Below are 19722 nucleotides of genomic sequence, written 5' to 3' on the forward strand. Positions count from 1 at the left end.
TATAAACAAATAAGTTATTCAGATCTTAATTTTTGAAAAATTAATTTTATTTTATTATGATCTTTAATACCAGGTGATATTTCTATTCCGGAATTTAGATCTAATCCAAAACAATTTAATTTTAACGCAAGAGTAATATTATCAATATTAATACCTCCGGCTAATATTACATCATTTAATGTATAGTTTTTTAAAATTGACCAATTAAATGATGTATTACTTCCTCCAAAAGCAGAATCAAATAGATATTTATTAACATAATTCCAATTAAGCAAAGGTAATTTTGATTGAATAGAAAATGCTTTCCAAATTTTAATATCTTTCGGTAATTTTTTTCTTAATGAATTAATATATTTTTGATTTTCATCCCCATGCAATTGTATTGCATATAAATTTAATTCATTAGAAATTTCTAAAATAGTATTTATATCTTGATCTTGAAATATACCTATATATTTTAAATTACTATTTAAAATAATATTTTTCGCTATTTTTTTTGTAATTTTACGAAGCGAGTTTTCTGCAAAAATTAATCCACCATAAACTGAACCATATTTTTCACTTATCTGAGCATCAATAGAGCGAGTTAATCCACATACTTTATTATGACCAAAAAGTAAGCATTTTGTACTAATTTCTAAATTTCTTTTTGACATTAAACTTGATCCAATTAAAAAACCATTAACAATTTTACTTAATTCTCTTATTTGATAATTTTTTTCTATACCTGATTCGCTAATAACTATTTTATCTTTTATTAATGGAGATAAAATTCGAGTTCGATTTAAATCGATAGATAAATCATGTAAATTACGATTATTAATTCCAATAATTAAAGCATCTAATTCAATTGCACGATTTAATTCTTCAATATTGTTAACTTCTGTTAAAACTCCCATATTTAATTTTTTTGCTATTTTAGATAATATAATATATTGTTGGTTACTTAAAATAGATAACATTAGTAAAATAGCATCTGCATTATAATATCGAGCTAAATAAACTTGATATGGATCAATAAAAAAATCTTTACATAAAATTGGCTGAGAAACATTATTTCTTACAATATTTATGAATTTTAAATTTCCATGAAAATATTTTTCATCTGTTAGAACTGAAATTACAGAAGCATATTTTTTATACACATTAGTAATTTTAATTAAATTAAATTTTTTTTTGATAATTCCTAAAGAAGGGGATGATTTTTTACATTCTAAAATAAAAAAGGGATTTTTATTTTTTAAAACATTATAAAAATTTCGAGTTTTTATATTAATTTTATTTTTTATATCTTTAAAAGGTTCTATTTTTTTTCTGTGTTTAATCCAATCTACTTTATCTCTTATAATTTTGTCAAGTATTGTTTCTTGCATATTTATTTATCTTCTTTTAGCATATTAGAAATTTTAATTATATGTTTATAAATTTCACCACTACGGATTTTATTTAATATCATTTTTGTATTATTTTTTAAATTTGTATATCCAAAATTTTTTAATAAAATCGCAACATTTACAGCAATTAATTCTTCGTGTAATTTGTCTCCTTTTCCTTGCATAATTTTTTTAATAATATCATAGCTTTCTTCCGAAGAATTTATTTTATATATTTCTTTAGGATGCGATTTTAAACCAAAATCCTTTGCTTCTAATTGATATGAATAAATTTTTTTATTCAATAATTCTGAAATATATGTGATACCATTTAGTGTTACTTCATCCGTTCCATTACCATGAAGTATAATACCTCTTTGATATTTTAATTTTTTTAAAATTTTAATCATAGGATTTATTAAATCTTTTTTATAAACTCCTATTACTGTAAGTAAGGGACGAGAAGGGTTTAAAAATGGTCCTAATAAATTAAAAATCGTTTTAATTTTTAAAATTTTTCGAATATTGGAAACATGTTTAAAACTATTATGATATTGAGGAGCAAATAAAAAACAAATATTTAATTTGTCTAAAGTTTTTAAGGAGTTTTTTAAGGATGGATTTAAATTAATTTTAAATTTTTTTAAAAGATTAGATGAACCTGATGTGCTTGAAACGCCTTGATTACAGTGTTTAATAATTTTAAATCCACAATAAGAAGCAACAAAAGCACTAGCGGTTGAAATATTTATTGTATTTTTGTTATCTCCACCTGTGCCAACTATATCAGAAAATACATAATTAGGTCTAGGAAATAACTTCATTGTTTCTAAAAAAGCATAAATTGCACCTAATATTTCTTCCATTGATTCATTACGAACATGCATAGCAGTTATAATAGATGCTAATTGTATTTCATTTATTTTACCAGAAGTAATGGATCCAAATAATCGATAACTTTCTTCTTGATTTAAACATTCTAATTTATAAATTTTTTTAAATATATTTTGCATTGATCACCTTTTAAAATTTTAATTTGAAATTAATATTTTTTGATTTTTTACAATAATCGATTGAGTTAAATAATTCAATTTAAATTTAAAAAACTTTATTTATAATACGTTATATATCACAATTTTATTATTGGAAATTTAAAATGAAAAAAATAATAATAATATTATTATTTTCCTTGGTCTCCATTACTTGGGGAACTACTTGGATAGCTATGAAAATTGCTGTAGAAACAATCCCACCATTATTTGCTACTGGGATACGATTTTTAATTGCTTCTCCTTTACTTATTATACTTGCTTATATTACGAAGGTACCCCTATTATTTCCGTATGGTCAAAGAAATTTTCAAATTCTTATTTCTTTATTTTATTTTTCAATACCTTTTACGCTAATGCTATATGGAGGAAAACATGTAAGTTCTTCTATTGCTTCAGTTATTTTTTCAAATATGCCAGTTATTGTATTAATGCTTTCTGCTTTTTTTTTAAAAAAAAAAATAGATTTAATTAAAAAAATTGGTATATTTATTGCTTTAGTTACATTATTTTTTATTTTATTAATATATTTAAAATCAGAACACTTTATTCAATGGAAGGGTGTTTTAGCTTTAATATTAGCATTACTTAGTCATGCATTAATTTATATAGTATGCCAAAGAAAATGCACTAATGTTTCTGTTATTACATTTAACGCATTACCATCTTTAATATCTGGAGTATTTTTATCAACTATTTCTTGGTTTTTAGAACATCCTAATATTCATTCATTTTCTTATAAGTCAATTCTAGCTATTTTTTATCTTGGAGATTTTTCTGGTATTTTTGGTATTTTATCTTATTTTTATTTACAGCAAAAAGTAAGTTCATTTTATGCTTCTACTGTTTTTTTAATTTTTCCATTAATTTCTTATATTTTAGAAATTTATTTATTTAAAAAAACATTTTTTTTATATAAATTATGGTGTGTTTTACCTCTTTTTATAGGAATATTATTAACATTACTTCCTATAAATTTTTTTAAAAATATTAAAAGGTGTATTGATGAAAGAAAAAATACAAAAAATACTTTCTGATTTAGGATATGGTTCTCGTCGTTATATAGAATCAATAATTAAAGAAGGAAATGTATTGATAAACGGAAAAAAAGCAATTATTGGGCAATATTTAGATAAAAAAAATCCTGGAGAAGTCTTTCTTAATAAACAAAAAATAGTTTTTAAAACAAATAAAAAATTAAAAATTATTATCTATAATAAACCTATAGGTGAAATTTGTACTAGAAACGATCCAAAAAAAAGACCAACTGTATTTGATAAATTACCTGATTTGAATTTTAGTAGATGGATTAATATTGGTCGATTGGATATAAATACTAAGGGATTATTATTATTTACAAATGATGGAAATTTAGCAAATAAACTTATGCATCCAAAAAGCCAAATTGAACGTGAATATTATATACGTGTTTTTGGTAAAATAAATAAAAATACAATAGATATTTTAAAAAAAGGAGTTAAAATTAAAGACGATTATATTTCATTTAAAAGTATTCAACCAATTTTTAATTATAAAAGTAAAAACAAATGGTTTAAGGGTATTTTATGTGAAGGTAAAAATCGAGAAATTAGATTAATTTTTAATGCAATAAAATGTCAAGTAAATAAATTAATTAGAATACGGTATGGAAATATTTGTTTGCCAAAAAATTTAAAAGAAGGAGATTGGAAAAAATTAAATTACACATCATTAAATAATTTATGTAATTTAATTAAATAATAAATTTAAGTTATTTAATAAAATTTATATTTTTATGTTTATATTTTAAATATTTTAAAAAAATTGTAAAATATAAATTTTAATCATTATACTTATCACGATATTTATATTATTCATTGGATTAAAAAATGTATAAATCTCTAGTTATAGTTGAATCACCAGTTAAAGCAAAAACTATAAACCAATATTTAGGTGATAAATATATAGTAAAATCTAGTGTTGGTCATGTACGAGACTTATTAAGTAATCAATCTAAAAAAAGAAAAAAAAAGAAAAATTCTTTTTCAGAATATTATCAAAAACAATTTATAGTTCAGAAAATGGGGATTAATCCATATAAAAATTGGAACGTTGAATATCACATTTTACCTGGTAAGGAAAAAATTGTTAATGAACTAAAAAATATTGCAAAAAACGTTGATCGTATATATCTTGCTACAGATTTAGATCGAGAAGGAGAAGCAATAGCTTGGCATTTAAAAGAAGTTATCGGAGGAGATTCTTCTAAATTTATTCGTGTAGTATTTAATGAAATAACTCAACATTCAATCGAGAAAGCTTTTAAAAATGTTGGTCAAATTAATATGAATCGAGTTTATGCACAACAAGCTCGTAGATTTATGGATCGAATTGTAGGATATATGATTTCTCCTTTATTATGGGAAAAAATTTGTAGAGGTTTGTCTGCAGGTCGAGTACAATCAGTAGCTGTTAGAATTGTTGTAGAACGAGAAGAAGAAATAAAAAATTTTATAGCAAAAGAACATTGGAAAATCAATATTAGTTTCCTTACATCTGAAAAAAAAAATATTGTTTTAGAACTTACGCATTATAAAAATAAAAAAATTACTTTAAACAATGAAAAAAAAGTAAACTTAATAATTGAAAAAATTAAACATCAATCTTTCTACGTGACTGATCGAAAAGATAAAATTTTATATCAAAAACCACCTGCTCCTTTTATTACTTCTACTTTGCAACAATCATCTAGTCTTCATTTAGGTTTTAGCGTAAAAAAAACTATGTTTTTAGCTCAAAAGTTATATGAAGAAGGATATATAACTTATATGAGAACTGATTCTTTTTTCTTAAGTAATCATGCAATTAAAAAAGCAAGAAATTATATAAAAAATTATTATGGTAATAACTTTTTACCTATAAAACCTAATATATATCTTAATAAAAAATATTCCCAAGAAGCGCATGAAGCAATCCGTCCTACAGATGTAGAAGTAACTACAATTAATCAAAATAGAATGAGTTCTGATGCTATTAAATTATATAAATTAATTTGGAATCGCTTTATAGCTTGTCAAATGAAATCAAAAAAATATAAATCTATTATAATAAAAGTAATTACAGATAAATTTAAATTAAAAACATCTGTAAATATTATACTATTTAAAGGTTGGACAAAAATAATACAAAAATCAAATATAATTACATGTAATTTTTCAGAAATTAACGTAGGTGATATTTTATTTATAGAAAAAATTTTACCAACTAAAATTTTTACTAAACCATCTCCAAGATTTAATGAAGCATCATTAGTTCGGGAATTAGAAAAAAAAGGGATTGGAAGACCTTCAACTTATGCAAGTATAATTACAAAAATAAAAGATAAAGGATATTTAAAAATTGAAAATAATAAATTTTATGCTACTAAAATAGGTGCGATTCTTATTAATCAATTAAAAAAATGTTTTACTGATTTAGTTGATTATGATTTTACTGCTCGTATGGAAAAAAAACTTGATCAAATTTCTGATAATAAAATTTCTTGGAAAAATGTACTTAATATATTTTTTGAAAATTTTTCTAAACAATTTGAGCAAGCAAAAAAACCCCCAGAAGAAGGTGGAATGGCAAATAACATTACTATTTTAACAAATATTAATTGTTCTATTTGTAATAAAAAAATGGGTATTAAAACAGCTATTACAGGTGTATTTTTAAGTTGCTCAGGATATAATTTAAAACCCAAAGAACGTTGTAAAAATACTATAAATTTAATTTCATTAAATGATGCTAATTTGATTAATAAAGATAATATGACAATTAAAAAATTAAAAAGAAAATGTGAAAAATGTCATATTATAATGGATGAATATTTAATTAATGACAAATTAAAAATTTATATTTGTACAAATAGTCCTATATGTACAATTTTTTATATTAAAAAAGGAAAGTTTGAAAGTCCTATTTATTTATCTAAAACATTATATTGTGAAAAATGTAAAAATAATATGTTATTAAAAATAGGAAAATTTGGTAAATTTTTTATGTGTGTTAATAAAATGTGTAAAAATACAAGAAAAATTTTATCTAATGGTGAAATAGCACAACCTAAATTAGAACCTATTCCATTTCCGGATATATCCTGTATTAAATCTGATGCATGGTTTGTTTTGCGAGAAGGAATATCTGGTATTTTTTTTGCTGCTCATACTTTTCCTAAATCAAGAGAAACAAGATCTCCCCTTGTTGAAGAATTAGCTCAATTTAAACATTTATTACCTAAGAAATTACATTATTTAGCTGATGCTCCAAAAACAGATAAAGAAGGAAATAAAACGATCGTTTGTTTTGACAAACTAAATAAAAAACAATATATTGCTTCGAAAAAAGAAGGTAAATTCACAGGTTGGTCAGCATTTTTTGTTAAAAATAAATGGTTGATTTCTAATAAATCATAATAAATTAACTTAATGTTATATCTTTACTAACTACATAACATTCACGTATTTTTTCAGTAATTAATTTGATAAATTTAGAACTACTAGTTAAATTTAGATTAAGATCTACATTTTTTTCTTGAAAGTTACTTGTTAAGCATCCAGATTCTAATGCTTGTGCTTGTCCAGCAATAAAATTAGGAGAATTTAATGAATCACAGTTAACGATTAAACAATCTATTCTACCAGAAGATACATATGCTAAATCAAGTAAAGTTGATCCAGTATATCTAAATGAAATACCAGATAAAATTAATTTTTTATATATCTTGAAATAAGATTTAAACTGTATTTCTTGGAATATTAGATTTGTTGATATTGTAGTATCACTTAAACTATTTATATTAGCACATCGAGTACGATATCCATTTAATTGTGAACCTTGACCTCGAACAGAGGTAAATAAATCATTTTTTATAGGATCATATATTACTGATATTTCTGTATTTTTTTTTATTATTACTGCTATTGATATGCAAAAATGTGGAAAATTTTTAATAAAATTTTTTTTACCATCTAATTCATTGATAATCCATAAAATTTTTTTATCATTAAAAATATAATTAGTATTTTTTTTAATAATTATATGATTTGGGTAATATTTATAAATAATTTCACTAATTGTTTGATATGTTTTGTACATTACTTTTTTAATAAAATACTGTTTTTTTTCGAAATCTTCTTTAATAAATTTTTGAGCATCATAATTTTGTGCAATAATATTCCCTCCCTTTCGAATAGCACGAATTGCAATATTTAACATCGGGTGCATTAAATTCTCCTAATTTTAAAATAATTTATTTAAGATATATATTTTATTATTAAAATAATAATATCATAATTTAAATATATTTAATATTTTAAATCTTTTAAATTAGTTTATGTTATAACAATTAAACGTTAATTCAATTTATTTTAATATTATTTTTTTATACTTACTGGAATATAGATAAAATAATTATTTTTGATTCAGGTGTTTTAAATGAATACAAATATCAATTTAAATATTGTTAATTCTAAAATTAATTTATTAAATTTAAGTCCTAAACAAATTCAATTATTTCTTAAATCTATAGGAGCAAAGAATTTTACTTCGGAACAAATTATGCAATGGATTTATAGTCATAATTGTTTTGATTTTAATAAAATGTTAAATATTAGTAAAAATATTAGAGAAAAACTAAATCAAACTTCTTATTTAAAGATATCAAATTTTTCAGAAGAACAAATATCATTTGACGGTACAATGAAATGGATTACATTTTTAAACAATAAAAAAATAGAAACAGTTTATATACCAGAAAAAAAACGATCTACTCTTTGTGTTTCATCGCAAATCGGTTGTGCTTTAAAATGCGATTTTTGTGCTACAGGAAAACAAGGATTTTATAGAAATTTAACAGTATCTGAAATTATTTCGCAAATTTTACAAGCTAAAAAAAGAATAGATAATAAAAAAATAACTAATATAGTATTTATGGGAATGGGTGAACCATTGTTAAATTTAAATAATGTTGTTTCAGCGTTAAAAATTATTTTAAATAAAAATGGATTCGGATTATCCAAACGTCGTATTACTGTATCAACTTCAGGAATTGTACCAGCAATAAATAAACTCAGTCAAAAAATTGATATTAACTTAGCAATTTCTTTACATGCTCCAAATAATTATATTAGAAATCTTATTATGCCAATTAATAAAAAATATAATATTGAGTCTCTTTTAACCGCAGTATCTAGATATTTAAAACACTCTAATGCAAATCGAAATGGTGTTACTATAGAATATGTAATGCTTCAAAATATTAATGATTCTAATCAAAATGCTGAAGAATTAGCTTGTATTTTAAAAAAAGTACCTAGTAAAATTAATCTTATTCCTTGGAATTCTTTTAAAAATTCGAGTTTTATATCTAGTACACCGGATAAAATCAATATTTTTGCAAATATTTTAAGGCAAAAAGGATTTAATACGACAATTAGAAAGAATAGAGGTGAAGATATTAATGCTGCTTGTGGTCAATTAACAGGAAATATGATCAATCGTAGTAAAAATCATTTATAAAATTTAAACAATATTATATATTATATAATTTTCTTTGAAATTTTATAATTAATAATTTAAAATTAAATTTTTTTAATTTTTAAAAAATATATATAATAAAATGAATAAATATAAAACTATTAATAGAAGAAAGTCTGATCGTATTTATGTAGGAAATATACCTATTGGAAATAATGCTCCTATTTCTGTACAATCTATGACAAATACAAAAACAACAGATATTGTAGATACAATTAATCAGATTCATCAATTAAAAAAAGTAGGAGTTGATATTGTAAGAATTTCTATTCCAACACAAGAAGCTGCAGAGGCATTTAAAATAATTAAAAAAAAAATAAATATTCCATTAATAGCAGATATACATTTTGATTATAGATTAGCCATTAAATCTATAGAATATGGTGCTGACTGCATAAGAATTAATCCTGGAAATATTGGTAAAAAAAGAAAAATTAATGAAATAGTTAGTTGTGCTAAACATAATAATATTCCGATTAGGATAGGTGTTAATTCTGGTTCATTAGAACATGATATATTAAAAAAATATAGATCTCCTATCCCAGAAGCCTTAGTAGAATCTGCTATAAGAAATGTAGAATATTTAGATAGTTTAAATTTTAATCAATTTAAAGTTAGTGTAAAAACATCTGATGTTTTTTCCGCAATTGAAGCCAATAAAATGTTATCTAAAAAAATTACACAACCTATACATATAGGAATAACAGAATCAGGAAGTTTTCGTAATGGTACAGTTAAATCGTCTATTGGTATTGCTGCATTATTATCAGATGGTATTGGAGATACTTTAAGAATCTCATTGGCCGCTAATCCAGTAGAAGAAGTAAAAGTAGGTTATGATATTTTAAAAGTTTTAGGAATTAGGTTTCGAGGTATTAATTTTATTGCTTGTCCTACTTGTTCCAGACAAGAATTTGATGTTATTAAAGTGGTAGAAGAATTAGAAAAAAAATTAGAAGATATTGAAACTTCTATGAATATTTCTATTATTGGATGTGTTGTAAATGGTCTAGGAGAAGCAAAAATGGCTGATTTAGGAGTAACTGGAGGATATAAAACAAGTGGGTTATATGAAAACGGTATACGTCAAAAAAATAAATTAAATAATAAAAATATAGTTGAGGAACTAGAAATATATATTCGAAAAAAATCAAATGAATTAAAAAAATTAAAAATTATAAACAAAACTGATATCTAATTATTAGAAATGTATATATATTTATAAATAAGAGATCATAGTGAATAAACAAATTAATTCAATCAGAGGAATGCATGATTATTTTTCTGAAGATTTAGATATTTGGAATAAATTAAAAAAAATTTTTAAACAAGTCTTAAATAGTTATTCTTATGAAGAAATTAATCTACCTATACTAGAAAAAACAGAAATTTTTCAAAGAGCTATTGGTGATGTTACAGATATTATCGAAAAAGAAATGTATTCATTTTATGATAAAAAAGGCAATAGTTTAACTTTACGACCTGAAGGAACTGTAGGTTGTGTTCGATCTATAATACAAAATAATTTATTATACAAAAAAAAACTAAAATTTTGGTATTTAGGACCTATGTTTCGATACGAACGACCTCAAAAAGGACGATATCGTCAATTTTATCAACTAGGTGTAGAAGTTTTTGGATTAAAAACAATAGATATTGATCTAGAAATAATTTTATTAACAAATCGTTTATGGAAAATTCTTGGTATTGATTTACATCTAATGTTAGAAATAAATTCAATTGGTTCTCAATTAGATCGTATTAGATATCAAAAAGAATTAGTTTTATTTCTTGAAAAAAATAAATCTTTTTTAGATGAAGAATCTAAAAAACGTTTATATTCTCATCCATTTCGTATTTTAGATTCTAAAAATTTAAATGTTCAACATATATTAAAAAAAGCTCCATTATTAAATAAATATATTAATGAAAAATCATTAATTAAATTTAATAATCTATGTAAGATGATTAATTCATATGGTATTAAATATAAATATAATCCTAATTTAATCAGAGGACTAGATTATTATAATGATACTGTATTTGAATGGAAAAGTCATAGAATAGGATCTCAAAATACTATTTGTGCTGGAGGTAGATACGATTCTTTAGTTCAAGACCTAGGGGGTATAAAAACATCAGCAATAGGATTTGCTATAGGAATTGAACGTTTAGTTTTGTTAATGAAATCTTTAAATATATTTTCCATTCAAACAGAACAAATTAATATTTATATTATTTTTATAGGAGAAGAAAATAAAATTCATGCTATTAATTTGTCAGAAGAAATAAGAGATATATATCCTCATTTAAAAATATTTGTAAGTTTTTCAAATTGTAGTCTTTCAAAAAAGATAAAACATGCTGTTGAATCATTATCTCGGATTGTTATTTTAATAGGTTCGAATGAAATTAAAAAAAAATGTTATTTAATAAAAGAATTATCAACACAAAAAGAATTTTATCTTATTAAAAATGAGTTAATGCTCAAAATTAATAATATTTTTAAAAAATAATTTTTTTAAAAAAATTAATTATTTTTAAATTTAATTTAAACTTTTATTTTAGGAAAAAAATGTTTAATAAACAAATAGAGTTTGAAAAATATGATCCAGAATTATGGATGGCTATGTATAAAGAGCAAGAAAGACAAGAAAATCATATAGAGTTAATCGCATCAGAAAATTATGCTAGTACTTATGTCATGTATGCGCAAGGTTCTCAATTAACTAATAAATATGCAGAAGGCTATCCTGGAAAAAGATATTATGGTGGTTGTGAACATATAGATGTTATAGAACAATTGGCAATTGAACGTGCAAAAAAATTATTTAATGCTGATTATGCAAATGTTCAACCTCATTCGGGCTCTCAAGCTAATTTTTCTGTTTATACAGCATTGTTAAAACCAGGAGATATAATTTTAGGGCTTAAATTATCTCATGGAGGTCATTTAACACATGGTTCTTCTGTAAATTTTTCAGGTAAATTATATAAAGCTATTACATATGGAGTTGATCAAAGCGGAACAATTGATTATGAAGAAATATTAAAATTATCAAAAAAATATCGACCTAAAATGATAATTGGAGGTTTTTCAGCATATTCCGGTATTTGTGATTGGTTAAAAATGCGAAACATTGCAGATGAAGTTAATGCTTATTTAGTTGTAGATATATCGCATGTTGCTGGATTAGTTGCTACAAATCTTTATCCAAATCCAATAGATTGTGCACATGTTGTTACTAGTACTACGCATAAGACTTTAGCTGGGCCTAGGGGGGGTATTATTCTTGCTAAGAATGGAAATAAAGAATTTTATAATCAATTAGATTTATCTGTTTTTCCGGGTGGACAAGGTGGGCCACTTATGCATGTAATTGCAGGGAAAGCAATTGCTTTTAAAGAAGCCTTAGAACCAAGTTTTAAAACATACCAAAAACAAATATTAAAAAATGCTAAGATGATGGTTCAAGTATTTTTAAGAGAGGGATATGAAATTATTTCAGGAAATACCTTTAATCATTTATTTCTCATAAATTTAACGAATAAAAAAATTACAGGTAAAGATGCGGACCTTGCTTTAGGAAAAGCTAATATTACTGTTAATAAAAATACAATTCCAAATGATATTAGAAGTCCTTTTATCACTTCAGGTATACGTATTGGTACACCTGCGGTTACAAGAAGAGGTTTTAAAGAATTAGAAGTTTCACAAGTTGCATTGTGGATAATAAGTATTTTAAATAATATTAATAATACAAAAAATATTTTTGAAATAAAAAATAAAGTATTAAAACTTTGTTCTAAATATCCTGTTTATATTTAAATTGTATAAACATATCCATCTTTGTTAAATATAATATTAATTTTGCTACAAATATAGTTTATTCAGGTAATTCAATTTTTATTTTATTAATATTTATTTCATTTATATTTTTTAAATAAGGAACTATTCCTAATAATGGCGACTTAATATAACTTAACAAAGTTTGGATATAATATGAAGTATATTTATCACTTGGAAAAATATTATTAGCAATCCATCCTGCGCATACTAAATTATCTGCAAGAATAGCTTTTTCAGTTAAAATTGCATGATTAATACATCCTAATTTTATTCCTACAACTAAAATAACTGTTAATTTTTCTTTTTTAACCCAATCTGAAAAAGTATTTTTATTAGAAATAGGTGTATACCATCCGCCAGCTCCTTCAATTAAAATCCAATCAGATTTTGTAGTAATTTTTTTTAAACCTAAAGATAAATATTTTTTATTTATTTTTTTATTATTAATGATACTTAATATATTAGGTGGAGCATTTTCAAGAAATGAAACTGGATTAATTTCTTTATTAGTTAAATAGACAGAACTATTTTTTTGTAAAATAGAAGTATCTTCATTGACAAATTGAGATTTTTTTTTAATAATTTTTGAAACTATATTATTACACTTTTTAATTCCAGAAGATATTGGTTTGTAACCTGCTGTTTTATAACCGTAATTACTTGCTTTTTTTAATAAAATACTACTTATCGTAGTTTTTCCTATATTTGTATCAGTACCAGTAATAAAAAATTTTTTTATCATAATTATTTTTTTGTATTTTATTAATAAATTTTATGTTAATTTTAAATATAATTTGCTTTTAAAATATATAAAATATATAAATTTTAAATCAGGTAACTCAAACCAGTTTATTCTATGTATTTGAATATTAAATCAATACAAGAATATAGTGGTTGGTTACTTAAGAAATAATTTTTTATTTAAAATTTTAAAAAATTATTTAAATTCCAGCATTATAATATTTTTCTTTATTTATCTTAGTAGCATTTAAATTAAAATTATTTTCTTCTGTTAAATTTTGTTTTTTATATTCAGGAAATAGATTTAATTTTTGAAACAGCTTTAAATCACTCTCCTCTTTAGGATTATTAGAAGTTAATAATTTACATCCATAAAAAATAGAATTTGCTCCAGCCATAAAACACATCGCTTGTGTTTGATCATTCATTTCCTTTCGTCCTGCTGATAATCTAATATAAGATTTTGGAAGCATAATGCGAGTAGCTGCTATAACTCGGATAAAATCAAATGGTTCTACATCTAAGTTATTTTCCATCGGTGTTCCTGGAATTTTGACTAACATATTTATTGGAACACTTTCCGGTTGTACAGGAAGATTAGATAATTGCATTAATAATTCCATTCGATCTTGTATTTTTTCTCCAAGACCAATTATTCCTCCTGAACAAACTTTCATACCTGCATCACGAACTACTTTTAAAGTTTTTAAACGTTCTTCATATGTTCTTGTAGTAATAATATTTTTATAAAATTTAGCAGATGTATCTAAATTATGATTATAATAATCTAAACCTGCATTTGATAATTTTTTTGCTTGAATATTATTAATTGTTCCTAAAGTCATACAAGTTTCCATACCCATTTTTTTTACTGCTTTAATAATTTTTTCTAAATATGGCATATCTCTGTCATTAGGATTTTTCCATGCAGCACCCATACAAAAACGAGTAGAACCTGAATTTTTAGCATGTTTTGCAGATTTTAAAATTTGTTTTAATTCTAATAATGGTTCTTTTTTTAATCCTGTTTTATATCTAGCGCTTTGTGGACAATATTTACAATCTTCTGGGCATGCACCAGTTTTAATAGATAATAACGTACTAATTTGTATTTTATTGGGATTAAAATATTCGCGATGTTTTTTTTGAGCTTCAAATATAAGATCAAAAAAAGGTTTATTAAATAATAATTTTGTATCTTCTAGAGTCCATTTTTGTTTCATATAATCTCCAAAAAAAATAGGATTTTATTTAATTAAATGCTTATAATAAGATATTTAATATTTTTATATATAAATCATAATGAGTCAATCTGATATATTATTCGATTATAAACATATTTGGCATCCATATTCTTCTATTACAAATCCACTATCTTGCTATTCTGTTATATCAGCTAAAGGGGTATATTTAAAGTTAAAAAATGGAAAAAATATAATAGATGGCATGTCTTCATGGTGGTCTACTATACATGGATACAACCATCCTATACTAAATAAATCTTTGAAAAAACAAATAAGAAAAATGTCGCATGTTATGTTTGGAGGAATAACGCATCCATCAGCTATTTTACTTTGTAAAAAATTAATTAAATTAACTCCAGAAAAATTAGATTGTGTTTTTCTTTCAGATTCTGGATCAATAGCTATTGAAGTTGCAATAAAAATGCTTATACAATATTGGGAATCTTTAGGACAAAATAGAATAAAAATATTAACTATTCGGAATTCTTATCATGGTGATACTTTTGGTGCTATGTCTATTTCTGATCCTAACAATTCTATGCATAAAATATATCATCGATTTTTACCAAAAAATTTATTTGCAAATGCCCCTAGTTCAGATTTTCACCAACAATGGAATGCTAATGATATTATATCGTTTCAAAAAATAATAGAAAAAAATGCATTTAAAATAGCTGGTGTAATATTAGAGCCAATAGTACAAGGTGTAGGCGGGATGAGGTTTTATCATCCTATATTTTTGAAAAAAGTTGAAGAATTATGTAAATATCATTCAATCCCATTAGTTTTTGATGAAATTGCTACAGGATTTGGTCGGACTGGAAAATTTTTTGCCTTTCAACATGCTAATGTTATTCCTGATATTTTATGTTTAGGTAAAGCTATGACAGGAGGTACAATAACACTAGCTGCAACTTTAACTTCACGAGATATTGCTAACACTATCAGCAATAGTAATACTCGTTGTTTTATGCATGGACCAACATATATGGGTAATCCATTAGCATGTGCTGTAGCTAATGCTAATATAAAAATTTTAGAAAAAAACGAATGGAAAAAGCAAGTTATTAATATTGAAAAAGAGCTATGTAAAAGTTTATTACCCTTAATTGATCATTCAAGAGTAATCGATGTTCGTGTTTTAGGTGCTATAGGTGTGGTTGAATGTAAACAACAAGTTAATTTAGAACTAATACAAAAATTTTTTGTAAAAAACGGTGTTTGGATTAGACCTTTTAAAAAATTAATTTATATTGTACCACCTTATATCATCAGTATCAATAATTTGAAAACACTTATCAATGTTATTAAAAAATCTTTAAATGAAAATAACTTATTTATTTAAAAATATTTATATTGTATGGATTAATATCCATAAAGGTTCTTTTCCTGTAAAATATGTATTTAATTTATTTAGATCTCCTGTTTTTTTATTAATACTATATACTGTAAATTTATTAGATTTTTGACCTGCAACTATTAAATACTTATTGTTAACATCGATACAAAATGTTCGAGGTTGTATTTCTGTATGATAGATTTTAATAAAAAGAATTTTACCGTTGCTTTTATTTATATGAAATAGTGAGATACTATTTAATAGTCTATCAGAAACATATAAAAAATTACCACATGATGTTATATGAATATCTGAAGACCAATATTTATTGGAAACCATGTGTTTTTCTACTAATGAAATATTTTGTATATTTTGCACCATTGGTATATTTTTTTGAACATATATTTTCCAAACGTCTATAGTTCCATTTAATTCATTTATAGTATAAATAAAATTTTCATTAGGGTGAAATACAATATGACGTGGTCCTGAATTAAACTTAGTTTGAATAAATTTTTGTTCTGTACTTTTTAATATTCCATGTTTGGTTAAGTAATATAAATAAATGTAATCTTCTTTTAAAGCAGTTATGAACAATATGTTATATTTAACATTAAATAATGCTGCATGACAACCCTGAATATTATGAATAATTTGTATTGGATCTTTAGGAATACCATCTTGATTTAATGGTATAACACTTACTGAATTATTATGATATGAACTACAAAATAAAAATTTTTGATTAGCACTGAAAGAAATATAATTAGGACTTCCTGGAATATAAACTTCACTGATTTTTTCTAAATTACCATTTTTTTTAATAGTGTATACAATTATTCGATTTTTAGGACGCACACCAGCATATAATAAATTTTTATTTTGAATAATATTTATTGGTTGTACTTGTCCATCAGTATCAATTTTTTGAATTAATTCCATATTTCCATCTTGATATAAATTCCAAACTTCTATATTTTGACTTGTAGAATTAGCAATATAAACAATTTTTTTCATATAATTCCTTTCTATTAAATTTTAAATATACAACGGAATATTATTTTTACATAGTATTTTTTATTTCATGTGTTTTTAAATTTTTTAACAAATTTAAAATCCAATTTAAACGTGAAGTATCATCTTCAAAATTATGCATAAATTTTAATTTTTTAGAACTTATCATTTTCCAAAGATGAGGTTCTTTTTGAAAAACTACAAGTAGATATTCCATATTAATTAAGTTATTTTCATTGAATTTTATAATTCCTATGCTTTTACTAGATTTAATATATGAAATACCAATGTTTTTTGTTAATAATTTAATCTTAGCAATTAACATTAAATTGTTAGAAGCTATTGGTAATTTTCCAAATTGATTTAAGAGTTCTAAGCATATTTTTTCTATTTCTTTTTCATTTTTAGCATTTTCAATTTTTTCATAAAAAAATAATCTTTGATTTACATCGGAAATATAATTTTTTGGTAATAATGAAGGAGCATTTAATTGAATATCTGATTTTTTTACTAAATCTTCTAATAATATCTTTTTTTCTCCATTTTTAAAAAATTTAATAGTTTTATTTAATAATTTCATATATAAATTAATTCCTATTCCATCTATATGACCACTTTGTTCTTTTCCAAGTAATTCACCTATTCCTCTAATTTCTAAGTCTCTATTCGATAAGTTAAATCCACCACCAAAGTTATTTGTTAAAGTAATTGCATCTAATCGTTTTTTTGCATCTGGTGTAATTTTTTTAAAATTATTAACAAATAAAAAAGCATATCCTTGATTATTAGATCGTCCAATTCTACCCCTAAGTTGATGTAACTGAGATAAACCAAAATGATCTGCATTTTCAATAATAATAGTATTTGCTTTAGGTATGTCAATCCCGCTTTCTATAATAGTTGTACAAACCAATATATTAAAATAATTTTGATAAAATTCATTCATTATTTTTTTTAATTCAATATTATTCATTTTACCATGACCGACTTTAATTTTAGCACTAGGAATTAAATTAGATAGTTTTATAGCTATATTTTCAATTCCTTTAATTTTATTATATATATAATATACCTGACCACCTCGAGACATTTCTCTAAAAATTGCTTTTTTTATTAAAGTAGGATTATATTCTTCTATAAAAGTTTTTATTTGTTTTCTTTCTTCTGGAGGATTAGATATAATAGATAAATCTTTTATACCATTTATTGCCATATTTAATGTACGAGGAATTGGTGTTGCAGTTAAAGTTAATATATCGATATGAGAATATATTTTTTTAATTATTTCTTTATGAATAACACCAAATCGATGTTCTTCATCGATAATTAATAAACCTAGATTATACCATTCAATATGTTCAAATAAAATTTTATGAGTTCCTATTAATATATTAATATTACCAGATTTAATATTTTTTAAAATTTTTTCTTTTTCTTTTTCACTTCTAAATCTAGATAATATTTCTATATTTAAAAACCAATTACGAAATCGATTTGAAAAACTATTAAAATGTTGTTCTGCTAATAATGTTGTAGGTACTAAAATAACGACTTGTTTTTTATTTGATATACATATAAAAGCAGCTCTCATTGCAACTTCCGTTTTTCCAAAACCTACATCACCACAAACTAAACGATCCATAGGAATAGGTTTATACATATCATTTAATACAGATTTTATAGCTTCTTTTTGATCTAAAGTAATTTTAAATGGAAAATCTTTACAAAAAAGATTATATTCTTTTTTATATTTTATAAATGCAAACCCCTTTTTAGATAATCTATCTGCATAAATGTTTAATAAAATTGCTGCATGGTCATATAAATTTTTATTGATTTTATTTTTTTCTTTATCCCATTTATCATTTCCTAATTTATGTAAAACAATATTTTTTTCTAAACTTCCAACATATGGTGAAACAAGATGTAAATATGCAATAGGAACATATAATTTATTTCCTTCTGCATATAAAATAACTAAATATTCAGATTCACAACTAGCTGTATTTATTGTAGTTAACCCTTGATATCTTCCAATACCGTGTTGAATATGTATGATAAGATCATTAATTTTTAATTGATATAAAAACTGATTTTTAATTGGTAAAATAATATTTTGATTAGTAACAACTTCAAAAGTTTCTTTTGTAGAAATAAATAATAAATTTTTTTTAGTATCTATAAAACTATTATACAAATTTCCTATAATATAAAAAAAATTATCTTTATTATTAATATCACAAACATTTTCTATATATTTAGGATAAATATTTTTTAAATTTAAAATTTTTAAAAATGTTATTAAACATTCCTTTTTTGTTATAAAAAAAATAGTTTTTCCTGAAAAATTATATAAAAAAGAAAAAATTTTATTATAGTTTTTTTTGTTTTTATTATTTTTAAAAAAACTTGGTAATGTTTGATAATTAATAGAATTTTTATTTTTTATATTTTTTAATGCTATTTTCATAGTGGAATATTTTTTAAAATAAAATGAAAATTACTAGACATTAATTAATATTTCAACAAATAATATACTATCTAAAATATTAAA

15 protein-coding genes are annotated in these 19722 nt (G+C 22.9%); 8 read left to right on the forward strand and 7 right to left on the reverse strand.

What is annotated here, in order from left to right; all coding sequences use genetic code 11:
• Window positions 1-14 precede the first annotated feature (14 nt).
• Complete coding sequence (gene trpCF, locus D9V62_RS01415) at window positions 15-1373, reverse strand: bifunctional indole-3-glycerol-phosphate synthase TrpC/phosphoribosylanthranilate isomerase TrpF (protein ID WP_158340032.1); 1359 nt, start codon at window positions 1371-1373, stop codon at window positions 15-17.
• A 2-nt stretch (window positions 1374-1375) separates the two neighbouring features.
• Window positions 1376-2386: an anthranilate phosphoribosyltransferase gene (gene trpD, locus D9V62_RS01420; RefSeq protein WP_158340033.1), complete on the reverse strand. Its 1011-nt coding sequence runs from the start codon at window positions 2384-2386 to the stop codon at window positions 1376-1378.
• A 143-nt stretch (window positions 2387-2529) separates the two neighbouring features.
• On the opposite strand from trpD, the gene D9V62_RS01425 reads away from it, so the two are divergent.
• From D9V62_RS01425 to topA, 3 genes are all read left to right on the forward strand, one after another.
• Window positions 2530-3459 (forward strand): DMT family transporter, encoded by a 930-nt coding sequence (locus D9V62_RS01425; RefSeq protein WP_158340034.1) that lies wholly within the window; start codon window positions 2530-2532, stop codon window positions 3457-3459.
• Entirely contained in the window at window positions 3428-4162 is a 735-nt protein-coding gene (locus D9V62_RS01430) for a pseudouridine synthase (protein WP_158340035.1), read from the forward strand. Before D9V62_RS01425 ends, D9V62_RS01430 begins: the two co-directional genes overlap by 32 nt.
• A gap of 128 nt (window positions 4163-4290) precedes the next feature.
• A complete protein-coding gene (gene topA, locus D9V62_RS01435) occupies window positions 4291-6858 on the forward strand; it encodes a type I DNA topoisomerase (RefSeq protein ID WP_158340036.1) in 2568 nt (855 codons plus the stop codon).
• 4 nt (window positions 6859-6862) lie between these two features.
• Here the strand turns inward: topA and D9V62_RS01440 are convergent, their stop codons facing one another.
• Window positions 6863-7669 carry an inositol monophosphatase family protein gene (locus D9V62_RS01440; protein WP_158340037.1) on the reverse strand — a complete coding sequence of 269 codons (807 nt, stop codon included), beginning with the start codon at window positions 7667-7669 and terminating at the stop codon, window positions 6863-6865.
• A gap of 210 nt (window positions 7670-7879) precedes the next feature.
• On the opposite strand from D9V62_RS01440, the gene rlmN reads away from it, so the two are divergent.
• The 4 genes from rlmN (at window position 7880) to glyA (ending at window position 12809) form a co-directional block, all read left to right on the forward strand.
• Window positions 7880-8962 (forward strand): 23S rRNA (adenine(2503)-C(2))-methyltransferase RlmN, encoded by a 1083-nt coding sequence (gene rlmN, locus D9V62_RS01445; RefSeq protein WP_158340038.1) that lies wholly within the window; start codon window positions 7880-7882, stop codon window positions 8960-8962.
• A gap of 100 nt (window positions 8963-9062) precedes the next feature.
• Window positions 9063-10178: a flavodoxin-dependent (E)-4-hydroxy-3-methylbut-2-enyl-diphosphate synthase gene (gene ispG, locus D9V62_RS01450; protein WP_158340039.1), complete on the forward strand. Its 1116-nt coding sequence runs from the start codon at window positions 9063-9065 to the stop codon at window positions 10176-10178.
• 40 nt (window positions 10179-10218) lie between these two features.
• Window positions 10219-11496 (forward strand): histidine--tRNA ligase, encoded by a 1278-nt coding sequence (gene hisS, locus D9V62_RS01455; protein ID WP_158340040.1) that lies wholly within the window; start codon window positions 10219-10221, stop codon window positions 11494-11496.
• Window positions 11497-11555: 59 nt separating this feature from the next.
• Complete coding sequence (gene glyA / locus D9V62_RS01460; RefSeq protein WP_158340041.1) at window positions 11556-12809, forward strand: serine hydroxymethyltransferase; 1254 nt, start codon at window positions 11556-11558, stop codon at window positions 12807-12809.
• A gap of 58 nt (window positions 12810-12867) precedes the next feature.
• Here the strand turns inward: glyA and bioD are convergent, their stop codons facing one another.
• Both bioD and bioB read right to left on the reverse strand, forming a co-directional pair.
• The gene (bioD, locus tag D9V62_RS01465) at window positions 12868-13572 is read right to left on the reverse strand and encodes a dethiobiotin synthase (RefSeq protein WP_158340042.1); all 705 of its coding nucleotides are present in this window, start codon (window positions 13570-13572) and stop codon (window positions 12868-12870) included.
• 199 nt (window positions 13573-13771) lie between these two features.
• The gene (gene bioB / locus D9V62_RS01470; RefSeq protein ID WP_158340043.1) at window positions 13772-14794 is read right to left on the reverse strand and encodes a biotin synthase BioB; all 1023 of its coding nucleotides are present in this window, start codon (window positions 14792-14794) and stop codon (window positions 13772-13774) included.
• 79 nt (window positions 14795-14873) lie between these two features.
• Here bioB and bioA point away from each other — a divergent pair, with 79 nt between their 5' ends.
• A complete protein-coding gene (gene bioA, locus D9V62_RS01475) occupies window positions 14874-16160 on the forward strand; it encodes an adenosylmethionine--8-amino-7-oxononanoate transaminase (protein WP_158340044.1) in 1287 nt (428 codons plus the stop codon).
• A gap of 6 nt (window positions 16161-16166) precedes the next feature.
• Here the strand turns inward: bioA and pgl are convergent, their stop codons facing one another.
• Together pgl and mfd are read right to left on the reverse strand one after the other, a co-directional pair.
• Complete coding sequence (pgl, locus tag D9V62_RS01480) at window positions 16167-17171, reverse strand: 6-phosphogluconolactonase (RefSeq protein WP_158340045.1); 1005 nt, start codon at window positions 17169-17171, stop codon at window positions 16167-16169.
• 46 nt (window positions 17172-17217) lie between these two features.
• On the reverse strand, window positions 17218-19638 hold the full coding sequence (mfd, locus tag D9V62_RS01485) for a transcription-repair coupling factor (RefSeq protein ID WP_158340046.1): 2421 nt from the start codon (window positions 19636-19638) through the stop codon (window positions 17218-17220).
• Between the last annotated feature and the right edge of the window lie 84 nt (window positions 19639-19722).

This window comes from Buchnera aphidicola (Aphis helianthi), from assembly GCF_005083845.1.
Lineage (GTDB): Bacteria > Pseudomonadota > Gammaproteobacteria > Enterobacterales > Enterobacteriaceae > Buchnera > Buchnera aphidicola_AW.